The 12,957-nt window shown below is 64.2% G+C and carries 12 protein-coding genes; all 12 read left to right on the top strand.

The genetic code is table 11. From position 1 onward, the window contains the following. The first annotated feature begins 189 nt into the window (after window positions 1-189). The 12 genes from ACVI9W_RS20260 (at window position 190) to ACVI9W_RS20205 (ending at window position 12,924) form a co-directional block, all read left to right on the top strand. Window positions 190-813, top strand: a complete 624-nt coding sequence (locus ACVI9W_RS20260; protein ID WP_038608780.1) for a CDP-alcohol phosphatidyltransferase family protein — start codon at window positions 190-192, stop codon at window positions 811-813. A gap of 10 nt (window positions 814-823) precedes the next feature. After that, complete coding sequence (locus ACVI9W_RS20255) at window positions 824-2,581, top strand: bifunctional alpha/beta hydrolase/class I SAM-dependent methyltransferase (protein WP_461530967.1); 1,758 nt, start codon at window positions 824-826, stop codon at window positions 2,579-2,581. Continuing rightward, a complete protein-coding gene (locus ACVI9W_RS20250; protein WP_461530966.1) occupies window positions 2,581-3,933 on the top strand; it encodes a phosphatase PAP2/dual specificity phosphatase family protein in 1,353 nt (450 codons plus the stop codon). Before ACVI9W_RS20255 ends, ACVI9W_RS20250 begins: the two co-directional genes overlap by 1 nt. Beyond that, window positions 3,923-4,372 carry a hypothetical protein gene (locus ACVI9W_RS20245; protein ID WP_157191783.1) on the top strand — a complete coding sequence of 150 codons (450 nt, stop codon included), beginning with the start codon at window positions 3,923-3,925 and terminating at the stop codon, window positions 4,370-4,372. Before ACVI9W_RS20250 ends, ACVI9W_RS20245 begins: the two co-directional genes overlap by 11 nt. 15 nt (window positions 4,373-4,387) lie before the next feature. Further along, window positions 4,388-5,008 carry a lysophospholipid acyltransferase family protein gene (locus ACVI9W_RS20240; RefSeq protein ID WP_461530965.1) on the top strand — a complete coding sequence of 207 codons (621 nt, stop codon included), beginning with the start codon at window positions 4,388-4,390 and terminating at the stop codon, window positions 5,006-5,008. A 2-nt stretch (window positions 5,009-5,010) separates the two neighbouring features. Continuing rightward, window positions 5,011-5,943 carry a phosphatidate cytidylyltransferase gene (locus ACVI9W_RS20235; protein WP_191831970.1) on the top strand — a complete coding sequence of 311 codons (933 nt, stop codon included), beginning with the start codon at window positions 5,011-5,013 and terminating at the stop codon, window positions 5,941-5,943. Between the two features lie 172 nt (window positions 5,944-6,115). Further along, entirely contained in the window at window positions 6,116-7,075 is a 960-nt protein-coding gene (locus ACVI9W_RS20230; RefSeq protein ID WP_038608766.1) for an AAA family ATPase, read from the top strand. A gap of 4 nt (window positions 7,076-7,079) precedes the next feature. After that, the gene (locus ACVI9W_RS20225) at window positions 7,080-8,024 is read left to right on the top strand and encodes a DUF58 domain-containing protein (RefSeq protein ID WP_038608762.1); all 945 of its coding nucleotides are present in this window, start codon (window positions 7,080-7,082) and stop codon (window positions 8,022-8,024) included. Beyond that, on the top strand, window positions 8,021-8,515 hold the full coding sequence (locus ACVI9W_RS20220; protein ID WP_191831971.1) for a DUF4381 domain-containing protein: 495 nt from the start codon (window positions 8,021-8,023) through the stop codon (window positions 8,513-8,515). Before ACVI9W_RS20225 ends, ACVI9W_RS20220 begins: the two co-directional genes overlap by 4 nt. Beyond that, the gene (locus tag ACVI9W_RS20215; RefSeq protein ID WP_461530964.1) at window positions 8,508-9,584 is read left to right on the top strand and encodes a vWA domain-containing protein; all 1,077 of its coding nucleotides are present in this window, start codon (window positions 8,508-8,510) and stop codon (window positions 9,582-9,584) included. The genes ACVI9W_RS20220 and ACVI9W_RS20215 overlap by 8 nt, the downstream gene beginning before the upstream one ends. Continuing rightward, on the top strand, window positions 9,581-11,299 hold the full coding sequence (locus ACVI9W_RS20210; protein WP_461530963.1) for a vWA domain-containing protein: 1,719 nt from the start codon (window positions 9,581-9,583) through the stop codon (window positions 11,297-11,299). Before ACVI9W_RS20215 ends, ACVI9W_RS20210 begins: the two co-directional genes overlap by 4 nt. Further along, complete coding sequence (locus ACVI9W_RS20205; RefSeq protein ID WP_461530962.1) at window positions 11,296-12,924, top strand: BatD family protein; 1,629 nt, start codon at window positions 11,296-11,298, stop codon at window positions 12,922-12,924. Before ACVI9W_RS20210 ends, ACVI9W_RS20205 begins: the two co-directional genes overlap by 4 nt. Window positions 12,925-12,957 lie beyond the last annotated feature (33 nt).

Genomic DNA, 12,957 nt, shown 5'->3' with positions numbered 1-12,957 from the left:
AACATCGCCTCACTCACCCGCGTAGTCTTCGGGCTACGCGGGCCCCGCCTGCGTCGTAACCTGTAGCACTGCCGGGATTTCCTCTACAGTTGCTTCTGCATAACGCTGCAGCCACTGATGGCGCTCCGCGCCTTTGCCCGGCGCCATCCTGACCTAAACCTGTTCCCTGCCCGGTCGAGACCTGCTCCGATGGTGTCCATCTACCAACTCAAACCTGCCTTCCAGAACCTCCTGCGACCGCTGGTAAAGCGCCTGCATGCGCGCAGCGTCACCGCCAATCAGATCACCTTGCTGGCGGGTGCCTGCTCGGTGCTGCTTGGCTGCCTGATCGCCCTGTTTGCGCAACATGCCTGGCTGTTCATCCTGATTCCGTTATGGATGATCCTGCGCATGGCCCTCAACGCCATTGACGGTATGCTGGCCAGAGAGTTCGGCCAGCAGTCGCACCTGGGGGCCTACCTCAACGAACTGTGCGACATCGTTGCCGACAGTGCGCTGATCCTGCCTTTCGCACTGGTTCCTGGCGTCAGCGCGTTTGCTGTGGTGCTGGTTGCGCTATTGGCGGTGTTCAGCGAGTACACTGGCGTGCTCGGGCCAATGGTCGGCGCCTCACGCCGCTATGACGGCCCAATGGGCAAAAGCGACCGCGCCTTCGTGCTCGGCGCCTTGGCCATTGCGATCGCCCTGGGTTGGCTCAGCGCCGTCTGGATCAACGCAGTGTTCGCGGTGATTGCCGGGTTGTTGGTGTATACCCTGATCAACCGGGTGCGCCAGGGACTCAAAGAAGTAAAGGAAAACGCCCCATCAGCATAAGGAAGTTGCAATGCGCGAAGCTCAGGATCAGACCTTCATCACCCATGACGGCGTAGCGCTGTTCTATCGCCACTGGCCAGCCAGCAACGCCATGCCGGGCGAGCCGCGCAAGGCCGTACTGCTGTTTCATCGGGGTCACGAACACTCCGGGCGCATTGCCCACCTGGTGGATGAACTGGACCTGGCAGACACCGACTTCTTCGCCTGGGATGCCCGTGGCCACGGCCAGTCACCCGGTGCCCGCGGCGACAGCCCAAGCTTTGCCACCAGCGCCCGGGACGTGCAGACCTTCTGCGAGCACCTGGCCCAGGCCCATGGCATCGCCGAAGAAAACATCGCCGTGATTGCCCAAAGCGTAGGCGCGGTAATCGTTGCCACCTGGGTTCACGACTATGCCCCGCGTATCCGCGCACTGGTGCTCGCGTCTCCGGCGTTCAAAGTCAAACTTTACGTGCCCCTGGCCCGGCCGGGGCTGGCCTTGCTGCGTAAACTGCGCGGCAACTTTTTCGTCGACAGCTACGTCAAGGCGCGCTTTCTCACTCACGATCCGCAGCGCGTAGCGTCCTACGACCAGGACCCTTTGATCACTAAAAGCATTTCGGTCAATGTGCTCCTGGGCCTCTACGAAGCCGGCGAACGCGTGGTCGCCGATGCCCAGGCGATCGGGGTACCGACCCAGTTGCTGATCTCCGGCGCCGACTTCGTGGTGCATCGCAAACCCCAGGAGCAGTTTTTCGAGCGCCTGGGCAGCGTGCACAAGGAAAAACACATTCTGCCGGGGTTCTTCCACGACACCCTGGGGGAAAAAGATCGCGCCCCGGTCATCGCCCGCATGCGTCGCTTTATCCTGCAGAATTTCGCCAACCCCTTGAACCGCCCGTCACTGCTGGATGCCGACCGCCTCGGCGCCACCTGTGCCGAGGCCGAGTCGCTGGCCACCGCGCTGCCACGCAACTCCCTGCGCGACCTGTATTGGCGCATGACCCGCGCCAGCCTCGGCCTGGGTAGCAAACTGTCGGCCGGCGTAAAGCTGGGCTTCGACACCGGTTTCGACTCGGGCAGTACCCTCGATTACGTGTACCGCAACCGCGCCACCGGGCTTTCGCCGATTGGCCGGTTGATCGATCGCAATTACCTCGACTCCATCGGCTGGCGAGGCATCCGCCAACGCAAGCTGCACGTCGAAGAGCTGTTGCGTCTGGCAATCACCGGGTTGCGCGACCAGCAGCAGCCCGTGCGCATCGTCGACATCGCGGCAGGCCATGGGCGCTATATCCTTGAGGCCGTGCAAGGCATGAGCCCGTTGCCGGAGTCGATCCTGCTGCGTGACTACAGCGACATCAACGTGCGCGATGGCAGCGCGCTGATCGCTGAAAAAGGCCTTGGCGACATCGCCCGATTCGTCAAAGGCGATGCATTCGACGGCCAGGACCTGGCTGCGCTGTCGCCAAAGCCGAGCCTGGCGGTGGTCTCCGGGCTCTATGAACTGTTTGCCGACAATCAGATGGTCGGCCGCTCCCTGGCCGGGCTGGCCGATGCCATCGAACCTGGCGGTTATCTGGTCTACACCGGGCAACCCTGGCACCCGCAGCTGGAGCTGATCGCCCGCGCCCTGACCAGCCACCGCGCAGGCCAGGCCTGGGTGATGCGCCGCCGCAGCCAGGCCGAGATGGACCAGTTGGTGGAGGCGGCCGGCTTTCGCAAAGTGACCCAGCGCATCGACCAATGGGGGATTTTCAGCGTCTCGCTCGCCCAGCGGGTGCAATGATGAGCCTGAGCGCCGCCGCCCCGCTGACCGCACGCGAGCCTGGCCTGCTGAAACCCGCCGTGCTCTGGCTGTTGCTACTGGCGCCGTTGTTTTTCAGCACGTACGGCTTCGCCACCTGGGTCACCTCCCAGCGCGATGATGTCGGCAGCCTGGTGTTTGCCTGGGAACAGCATATGCCGTTCTGGCCGTGGACCATCGTGCCCTACTGGTCCATCGATCTGCTGTACGGCTTTTCCCTGTTGCTGCCGCGCAGCCGCCAGGCCCTTAAGCGTCATGCCCTGCGTCTGCTCACTGCACAGCTGATTGCCGTCAGTTGTTTCTTGCTCTGGCCTTTGCGCTTTACTTTCGAGCGCCCCGAGCTGGACGGTGTGTTCGGCTGGCTGTTCGCCGTTCTTGCCGGTTTCGACAAGCCGTTCAACCAGGCCCCCTCATTGCACATCGCCCTGCTGGTGGTGTTGTGGGTGTGCTACGCCGAGCATTGCCGGGGCCTGTGGCGCTGGCTGGTGCACGGCTGGTTTGCCTTGATCGGGGTTTCGGTACTGACCACCTACCAGCATCACTTCATCGATGTGCCCACCGGCGCCCTGGCCGGGTGGTTATGTGTGTGGCTGTGGCCACTGGACCGTCCAGGCATGCTGCAATCCATGCAACTGACACGAGACCACCAACGCTGGCGCCTGGCACTGCGCTACGCGCTCGGTGCCGGGCTGTTTGCCCTGGCGGCCTTCGCTCTGGGCGGCGGCGGATTGTGGCTGTTCTGGCCAGCAGCGGCACTGCTGCTGGTGGCGCTGAACTATGCGTTGTTCGGTGCCAGCGGCTTTCAAAAAGCGCCGGATGGCCATTTGAGCAGTGCTGCACACTGGTTGTTGGCGCCGTACCTGGCGGCCGCCTGGATCAATTCGCGGCTGTGGACCCGCAAGCACCCGCAGCCCGATCAGATCGTTGACGGCGTCTGGCTTGGACGCATCCCCACAGGCACAGAGCTGCGGTACAGCTCATTCAAGGCGGTACTCGATGTCTGCGCAGAATTACCCCTGGCCCCTGGCACACGGGCCTATTACAGCGTGCCGGTGCTCGACCTGAGCGTGCCGACCACCGCACAGTGCCTTGAACTGGCCCAGGCACTGGAGCGCCTGCATCAACAAGGCCCGGTACTGGTGTGCTGCGCCTTGGGCTACTCGCGCAGTGCAACGGCTATTGCCGCCTGGCTATTGCACAGTGGCCGCGCCACCAGCGTTGAGGCGGCCATCGCGATGCTTCAACAAGCACGCCCACGCATCGTCCTGCACGCCACTCACCGTCAGGCCCTGGCGCCACTGAGTAAAAACCTGAGAGGACTGAATGAGCACTGACATGCAACTTTACTGCGTGGCCAGCCTGCTACGCCGCGGACATAGCCTGGATCAGTTCTCCACCGGTCTGGCGTTGCTGGGCGTAGCGCTCGGCCTCGCCCCGTGGTGGCAGGGCATCTACAACCCCTGGGTGTTGACGATTGGCTGCGCGCTGTTGCTACTGGGCGCGGTGCAAAAGTATTGGGCATTCAGGGTAGCCTTCGATGCCGATCTGTTTCAACGCATGGCCGACAGCCCGTCCACACTGAGCGACCGCACCCAGGCACTGGATCAGGCCTTGGCCGGATTGGGCCTGCAAGCTGCCAAACGCGGCGATCGGCCGTGGCCGGAACGCAGTCGCAGTGCATTGACCCTGCTGCGCCGCCAGGCGATGGTGCTCGGCGCACAACTTCTTCTGACCCTCGGCGGGCTGCTGGCTAGCCCGTGGTGGACCATTTAAGGATAAGGAATCCACATGCTCGAACCTTTGGTCGCGCACCTCATCACCTCAGCCGCACGCTCAATCACCGGTGCCCGCAGCCTGTGGCTGGGCTGCGGGCCCGAGCCTGTACAGCGCATCTACTTTGCCAATCACAGCAGCCATGGCGACTTTGTGCTGTTATGGGCCTCGCTGCCGCCAGCCTTGCGTAAAGCCACGCGACCAGTGGCGGGGGCCGACTACTGGCAAACCGGCGCCCTGCGCCGCTACGTGATCAATCAAGTCTTCAATGGCGTGCTGATCGATCGCGAGCGCCACGACCCACAGGCCAATCCCCTGCAACCGATGCTCGATGCCCTGCAGGCGGGCGACTCACTGATCATTTTCCCCGAAGGCACGCGCAATCAGGAAGACGGCTTGCTGCCGTTCAAAAGCGGAATCTTTCACCTGGCCACAGCCTACCCACAGGTGCAACTGGTGCCGGTGTGGATCGCCAACCTCAATCGGGTCATGCCCAAGGGCCGTGTGCTGCCGTTGCCGTTGCTCTGCACTACGAGCTTCGGTGCACCGCTGCAGCTCGAAGACGGTGAGAGCAAAGCAGACTTTCTTCAACGTAGCCGTGCCGCGTTACTGGACCTGGCCCCGGAGCATTGCTGAACATGGATAACCAGACCCTGACGTTATTTGCCGGCATCGGCGCGCTGCTGCTGTCGGCCTCGCTGATCGGCTTGATCCTCAAATGGCGAACCGCTGGCAGCGCCAATGCCGTGATCGACAACCTCAATGCGCGGATCAATGCCTGGTGGGTGATGGTGCTGGTCATCGGCATCGCCTTCTGGCTGGGCAACGGTGCAGTGATCCTGCTGTTCTACGCCGTATCGTTCTATGCCTTGCGTGAATTCCTCACCCTGACCCCGACCCGGCGCAGCGACTACCCGGCCCTGGTGGCAGCGTTCTATCTGGCGCTGCCGCTGCAATACCTGCTGATTTATGCCGACTGGTATGGATTGTTCTCGATCTTCATCCCGGTCTACGTGTTCTTGCTGCTACCAATCCTCGCGTCCCTGGGCGGTGACAGCGCGCACTTTCTCGAGCGCGCCTCCAAAGTCCAGTGGGGCCTGATGATCGCGGTGTACTGCATCTCGTTCGTGCCGGCCCTGCTGACCCTGGACATCGCCGGCTACGAGGGCCGCAACCTGCTGCTGATCGCTTACCTGGTGATCGTCGTGCAACTGTCCGATGTGCTGCAGTACGTCTGCGGCAAGCTGTTCGGCAAGCACAAGATCGCCCCCAACCTGTCACCGTCGAAAACCGTCGAAGGCTTTGTCGGCGGCCTGTTACTGGCGTCGCTGATCGGCGCTGCGCTGTGCTGGATCACCCCGTTCAACCTCTGGCAGTCGTTCCTGATCGCGCTGCTGATCAACCTGTTGGGCTTTGCCGGCGGCATTGTCATGTCAGCGATCAAACGCGACCGTGGGGTCAAGGACTGGGGGCACATGATCGAAGGCCACGGCGGCATGCTCGATCGCCTGGACTCGGTGTGCTTTGCCGCGCCGATCTTCTTTCATCTGGTGCGTTACTGGTGGACCTGAGCCTGTTCCTACCGCAGTCGGCAGGAGCGGGCTTGCCCCGCAAGGTGTTCTCGATTTGCACAAAATTACCTGCCGCCATTAGTAGCCTGAGGCCCGGATAGATTAAAGTAGCAGCCCCCGCCCGGGCGCTTTCACGCCGCACGCCCAGGCATTTGTCCAGGAACCTTCAACGATGGAACACCGTGAGGCGCTGATCGCGCTGCGCACCTTTCTTTCAACCCAGATCCTTGGTCAGGAAAAACTCGTCGAGCGCTTGCTCATCGTGCTCCTGGCCGACGGCCACATGCTGGTCGAAGGCGCCCCTGGCCTGGCCAAGACCAAGGCCATCAAGGAACTGGCCGAAGGCGTCGAGGCCGAGTTCCATCGTATCCAGTTCACCCCCGACCTGCTCCCGGCCGACATCACCGGTACCGAAATCTACCGTCCGGAAACCGGCAGCTTTGTGTTCCAGCAAGGGCCGATCTTCCACAACCTGGTACTGGCCGACGAGATCAACCGCGCCCCGGCCAAGGTTCAGTCGGCATTGCTCGAGGCCATGGCCGAGCGCCAGGTCAGCGTCGGGCGCAGCACCTACGAGCTGTCGCCATTGTTCCTGGTCATGGCCACGCAAAACCCGATCGAGCAGGAAGGCACCTACCCGCTGCCCGAAGCCCAGCTCGACCGTTTCCTCATGCATGTGAAAATCGGTTTCCCGGACGCTTCAGTAGAACGCCGGATCCTCCTGCAGGCCCGCGGCGAAGCCCTCAATGGCGAGGCCAAGCCCGAGCGCCGGGTCAGCCAGCAGGCGATCTTCGCCGCGCGCAAGGAAATCCTCGGCCTGTACATGGCCGATGCGGTGGAGGAGTACCTGGTGCAACTGGTCATTGCCACCCGCACGCCGGGCAAATTTGATCCGGAGCTGGCCGACTGGATCGCCTATGGCGCCAGCCCGCGCGGCTCAATCGCCCTGGACCGTTGCGCGCGCGCCCACGCCTGGCTGGCCGGGCGCGACTTCGTCAGCCCCGAGGACATCCAGGCGGTACTGTTCGACGTGCTGCGCCACCGCATCATTCTTTCCTTCGAGGCCGAGGCCGCCGGGATCGATCAGGACCGGGTAATCCAGCGCGTCCTCGACGTCGTCGCCGTCGCCTGACGCCATGCCCGATCGCCTGCTGGCCGCGCCCGGAATCCGTATCAGCCTCGCCGAGCTGATCGAGATGCGTCATCGTGTGCGCGAAGTGCAATTGTTCTCCCGGCCCGGCCAGCGCAGCCCGCTGGTGGGGCTGCACCACTCGAAGCTGCGTGGCCGCGGGGTCGACTTCGACCAGGTGCGGGTGTACCAGGCCGGTGACGATGTGCGCAACATCGACTGGCGCGTGACCGCACGCACCCAGGAACCGCATACCAAACTCTTCCATGAGGAGCGCGAGCGGCCGATCTACATTCTCGTCGAACAAAGCCAGCGCCTGTTCTTCGGCTCGGGACTGATGTTCAAATCGGTGCTCGCCGCCCAGGCCGCGGCGTTGATCGGCTGGGCTGCCCTGGGCCACAACGACCGCATCGGCGGCCTGGTGTTCGGCGACAACGAGCACTACGAAATCAAGCCCCGGCGCAGCAAGCAGAGCCTGCTGCAATTGCTCAACCGCCTGGCCCGGGTCAACCAGTCGCTGCATACCGAAGCCAAGCCCCAGGCCGACAGCCTTGGACTTGCCCTGCGCCGCGCCCGTGAAGTGCTGCGCCCGGGCAGTCTGGCGATCATCATCTGCGACGAGCGTGCCTTGAGCCCGGCGGTGGAACAGCAACTGAGCCTGCTGTCGCGCCACTGCGACCTGCTCCTGCTGCCGCTGTCCGACCCGCTCGACCACGCCCTGCCCGCCGCCGGCCTGCTGCGCTTTGCCCAGCACGGCGCGCAACTGGAGCTCGACACCCTCGACCCGACCCTGCGCCGCAGCTACCGTCAACAGAGCGAAGCGCGTATCGAACGCTGGGAACTGCTGGCACAGAAGCTGCGGGTGGTGCTGATGCCGCTGAGCACGCAAAGCGAAATGATCGAACAACTGCGCGAGTACCTCAATGCGCAACGACCGGGGAAAGCCCAGTGAACCCGCTGGAGCAACTGCAGCCACTGATCAGCCCGCCGCCGATCAGCTGGTGGCCACTGGCACCGGGCTGGTGGCTGTTGCTTGCCCTGCTACCGTTGCTGGGTTGGGGCGTGTGGCGCCTGCGGCACTGGCGCCCGGGCAAAAAGCCCATCGTGCGCGCCGAACTGCCCCTCGATCCGATCCGGATCGAAGCGCTGGCGGAACTCGCGCGCCTGCCCAAACCCTATGACGGAGAACCGGCCGGCGCCTGGTTGCAGCAGATCAACGCACTGCTCAAACGCCTGTGCCGCAACCACTACCCCGGCAGCCACAGCCATACCCTCAATGGCCGGCAGTGGCTGGCCTTTCTCGACAACCGTTGCCCGGCCGCCGGCCTGACCCGCTGGATGGTCCTGGTCGAAGGCGCCTACAAGCCCGAATGCAAGCTCGACGACAAGGCCATCGCCGGGCTCAATCAAGCGGTCGAAACCTGGATCCGTAAACATGTTTGAACTGGCCTGGCCGTGGGTGTTTCTGCTGTTGCCGCTGCCCTGGCTGGCGCGCTTGCTGCTGCCTGGCGCCGACAGTGGCGAACCGGTGCTCAAGGTCAGCTTTCTCAATGAACTCGAAGGCCTGGCCGGGCGTCGTGCGCGTCTGAACCTGCCAACCTGGCGCCAGCAGGCCCCCTTCGTCGTGGTCTGGCTGTTACTGTTGCTGGCCGCCGCCCGCCCGCAGTGGCTGGGCGAGCCGGTGCCGGTGTCCGCCAGCGGCCGCGACTTGCTGGTGGCGGTGGATGTCTCCGGGTCCATGGACTTTCCCGACATGCAATGGCAGGACGAAGAGGTCAGCCGTCTGACCTTGGTCAAGGCCCTGCTCGGCGACTTCCTTGAAGCCCGCCAGGGTGACCGTGTCGGCCTGATCCTGTTCGGCAGCCAGGCCTACCTGCAAGCACCGCTGACCTTCGACCGGCGTACTGTGCGCACTTTCCTCGACGAAGCGCAGATCGGCATTGCCGGCAAGAACACCGCCATCGGCGATGCCATTGGCCTGGCACTCAAGCGCCTGCGCCAGCGCCCGGCGCAGAGCCGGGTACTGGTGCTGGTCACTGACGGCGCCAACAACGGCGGACAGATCCACCCACTGACCGCCGCCCGCCTGGCCGCCCAGGAAAACGTACGGATCTACACCATCGGCATCGGCGCCGACCCGGAAGAAACCGGCACTGCCGGCTTGCTTGGCCTCAACCCGAGCCTGGACCTGGACGAAGCCTCGCTCAAGGAAATTGCCGGACTGACCGGCGGCACCTATTTCCGCGCCCGTGACGGCGAAGAGCTCCGAAATATCGATGATGCCCTGGACCGTCTGGAACCGGTGGCCCAGCAACCAACCCAGGCGCGTACGGCCGAAGCCTTGTACAGCTGGCCACTGGCGCTGGCCTTGCTGCTCAGCGTATTGCTGGTGATCCAGGAACAATGGCCGGACAACCGCCTGCAACGTCTGCTGCGCCGACCAAGCTTTCTTGTTCCACATGTGCAGTGGCGTGAGCGGCTCAAGCGCCTGCGCCTGAGGAGACGCCGATGATGGCTCTATGGCCTCAATGGCTGCGCCCGGCCTGGCTGATCGTTTTACCCCTGTTAGCCTGGTTGCTGTGGAAGCTCTGGCACCGGCAAAAACGCGCCGGACGCTGGCAGATGATCCTGCCGCCCAGCTTCCATGCCGTACTGCTGGGCGGTGGCAGCGGCCGCGACAGCAAACTGCCGTGGATTGCCCTGGGCCTGGCCTGGCTGCTCAGCGTACTGGCGCTGGTCGGCCCCAGCTGGCAACGTCTGGAAGAAACCCGCCAGCGCCCTGCCGACCCGCTGGTAATCCTGCTCGAGCTGACCCCACAGATGCTCGCCGAGGATGTCGCACCGACCCGCCTGGAGCAGGCGCGGCGCAAGATTCTCGACCTGCTCGAACACCGCCGCGACAGCCAGACCGCCATCATCGTCTATGCCGGTAGCGCCCATACCCTGGTGCCGCTATCGGACGACCTGGCCACCAGCCGCAACCTGCTTGAAGCCCTCGACCCATCGATCATGCCGCAGACCGGCCAGCGCGCCGACCTCGCCGTGCGCAAAGGCCTGGCCTTGCTCGCCCAGGCCGGCCTGGGCCAGGGTCGCTTGCTGCTGGTGGGTTCGTCCTTGAGCCCGCAGGAACGCGAAGCCATTAAGCAAGCCCTGGGGCGCCAGGGCCCGAGCCTGCTGATGCTGGGGATCGGTTCGGCACAAGGCGCTCCGGTCAGGCAAGCCAATGGTGAATTCCTCAAGGACGATCAGGGCGGTATCCTTCTGCCACGTCTGGACAGCGCCAGCCTTAGAGCATTTATCAGCAGCACCGGCGGGCGTTATCGCAACGCCCGTATCGACGACCTCGACCTGCGCGGTCTGCGTCTGTTCGAGAACCCGAAAAGCCTGCGCGACGACGGTCAGACGCTGCAGCTGGACAGTTGGGCCGACCAGGGCTACTGGCTGCTGTTGCCTCTGCTGCTATTGGCAGCCTGCGCCGGCCGCCGTGGCTGGCTGTTCTGCCTGCCGCTGCTGCTGGTGTTGCCGCAACCGAGCTACGCCTTCGAGTTCAATGACCTGTGGCTGCGTCCCGACCAGCAAGGCCAGCGATTACTCGAGCAACAGCGTCCGAATGAAGCCGCCGAGCACTTCCAGGATCGCCAATGGAAAGGCCTGGCCCTCTATGAAGCCGGCGACTACGACGCTGCCGCGCGCCTGTTCGCCCAGGGCAACAGCGCTGCAGACCACTACAATCGCGGCAACGCCCTGGCGCGTAGCGGGGAACTTGAAGCGGCGCTGGATGCCTATGAACAGGCGCTGGAGCGCCAGCCGGAATTGCAGCCTGCCTTGAGCAACAAGGCCCTGGTCGAACAACTGCTGCAACAACGTCAGGCCGAACAGCCCGAGCAACCGCCCGAGCAAAACCAGCAGAGCGACGCCAACGCCCAGACTGACAGCAACAGCAGTGCCCAGAACAGTCAGGATCCGGCCAGCGAAAAGCCTGCACAACAGCCCAGCGACGCCCACAAGGACGACAGCAACAGCAGTGAGCAGGCACAGACCCTGGCCAACAACGGCGATGATGAAGAAACCACCCGGCCACCCCAGCGTCCGCTAGACAGCACCCTGGATGCCGAACAGCGCCAGGCGCTGGAACAATGGCTGCGGCAGATCCCGGACAACCCGGCAGAACTGCTTCGGCGTAAATTCTGGTACGAACAGCAACAACATCAGGAACCCCATCGATGAGTCGCGCCTGCGTCTTTGTACTCGGCCTCTTACTCTGCCTGCAGGTGCAGGCCGCGGCGCTGCTCGCCAGCGTCGATCGCGCACGCCTCAACGCAGGCGAAACCCTTGAGCTGACCTTGCAGACCCGCGACGTAACCCAGTTCGGCAAACCGGACCTGAGCCCGCTGCAAGCCAATTTCGAAGTCCGTGACACCCGCCAGGTCAACAGCCTGAACAGCCTCGACGACCAGAACGCTGCCGGCACCCGCTGGATCATCACCTTGCTGCCGCGTCAGAGCGGCAGTGTGGAAATTCCGGCGCTGCAACTGGGCGAGCTGCGCAGCGAGCCGATCAGCCTGCAAGTCCTCACGCAGCAAGCCAGCAGCGAGAATCACGGTCCGGTGTTCATCGATGCCAGCCTCGATCAACCCGAAGTCTATGTGCAGGCCCAGGCGGTACTGACCCTGAGCATCTATCACTCGGTGCCGCTGTACGATGACAGCAGCCTGAGCCCGCTGCAGATCGACAACGCCAAGGTCGAACCGCTGGGTGAATCGCGCACCTTCGAGAAGGATATTGACGGTGTGCGCCACGGGGTGATCGAAATGCGCTATGCGATCTACCCGCAGCAAAGCGGCGACCTCAACATCCCGGCGCTGGCGTTCAGCGCCACGGCTGCACAGAATGATGCCGAGCAAGAACTCAATACCCCCAGGGCCGGCAAACAGGTACGTGTCGACTCCACGCCGCTGGTGCTGACGGTCAACCCCATCCCCGCCGACTATCCGGCCGATGCACCCTGGCTGCCGACCAGCAACCTGAGCCTGGAGGAACACTGGAGCCCCGACCCGGCGCAACAGCCGACCCAGATCGGCGACTCCCTGACCCGTACCGTGACGGTGCAGGCCGAAGGCCTGTCCAGTGCCCAACTGCCACCGTTGCCGGCCACCGAAGTGACCGGCCTGCGCCGCTATCCGGACCAGCCGCAACTGCGCAACCAGGTCAATGACCGGGGCTTGCTCGGCATCCGCGAGGAACGTGAAGCGCTGGTGCCGACCCACAGCGGCAACCTGGAACTGCCCGCTCAGGAGGTGTTCTGGTGGAACACCCGTGAAGACCACCTGGAGCACAGCAGCCTGCCGGCGCGCAGCCTGCAGATCGAGGACAACCCGGCCCTGAGCGCCGACAAACCGGCCAATATCGACCCGGTCAGTGTCACCACCCGGCCGCTCTGGCCCTGGCAACTGAGTACCGCGTTGCTGGCCCTGACCACCCTGCTCGGCTTCGCCCTGTGGTGGCGTGCCCGTTCGCAACCGGCGGTGCTGCGTGCCGCCCAGAGCGGACCGAGCCCACGCACCCTGCTCGACGATCTCAAGCGCGCGTGCCAGGCCAACGACCCACAGGCCACCCGCCAGGCGCTGGACGCCTGGGCCCGGCAACAGCCGGAAACCCTGGCGGAAATGGCCGCCCGCTTCGTGCCGCTGTCCGACGCCCTGGATGGTCTCAACGGTGCCCTCTACAGCGAAAGCGGGCAGTATTGGCAAGGTGAGGAACTGTGGCGTGCCATCGGCACCATTCCCGCGGCTGAACAGCTCCAGCCAACGGCCAGCGAAAACGGCAGCCTGCCGCCCTTGTACCCCAAATAACCCCAAGGCGTGACGCTCAACGCGTTGCGCCGG

The organism is Pseudomonas sp. 210_17 TE3656 (assembly GCF_054821965.1).
Note: the sequence above shows the minus strand (reverse complement) of the source record. Positions and strands in the feature narration are given on the sequence as shown.

What these genes read in the sequence shown, in the direction of transcription:
- ACVI9W_RS20210 (WP_461530963.1), top strand. Translation starts at nt 9,581, where the DNA reads ATGATGGCTCTATGGCCTCAATGGCTGCGCCCGGCCTGGCTGATCGTT.
- ACVI9W_RS20230 (WP_038608766.1), top strand. Translation starts at nt 6,116, where the DNA reads ATGGAACACCGTGAGGCGCTGATCGCGCTGCGCACCTTTCTTTCAACC.
- ACVI9W_RS20250 (WP_461530966.1), top strand. Translation starts at nt 2,581, where the DNA reads ATGAGCCTGAGCGCCGCCGCCCCGCTGACCGCACGCGAGCCTGGCCTG.
- ACVI9W_RS20225 (WP_038608762.1), top strand. Translation starts at nt 7,080, where the DNA reads ATGCCCGATCGCCTGCTGGCCGCGCCCGGAATCCGTATCAGCCTCGCC.
- ACVI9W_RS20245 (WP_157191783.1), top strand. Translation starts at nt 3,923, where the DNA reads ATGAGCACTGACATGCAACTTTACTGCGTGGCCAGCCTGCTACGCCGC.
- ACVI9W_RS20215 (WP_461530964.1), top strand. Translation starts at nt 8,508, where the DNA reads ATGTTTGAACTGGCCTGGCCGTGGGTGTTTCTGCTGTTGCCGCTGCCC.
- ACVI9W_RS20205 (WP_461530962.1), top strand. Translation starts at nt 11,296, where the DNA reads ATGAGTCGCGCCTGCGTCTTTGTACTCGGCCTCTTACTCTGCCTGCAG.
- ACVI9W_RS20260 (WP_038608780.1), top strand. Translation starts at nt 190, where the DNA reads ATGGTGTCCATCTACCAACTCAAACCTGCCTTCCAGAACCTCCTGCGA.
- ACVI9W_RS20235 (WP_191831970.1), top strand. Translation starts at nt 5,011, where the DNA reads ATGGATAACCAGACCCTGACGTTATTTGCCGGCATCGGCGCGCTGCTG.
- ACVI9W_RS20255 (WP_461530967.1), top strand. Translation starts at nt 824, where the DNA reads ATGCGCGAAGCTCAGGATCAGACCTTCATCACCCATGACGGCGTAGCG.
- ACVI9W_RS20240 (WP_461530965.1), top strand. Translation starts at nt 4,388, where the DNA reads ATGCTCGAACCTTTGGTCGCGCACCTCATCACCTCAGCCGCACGCTCA.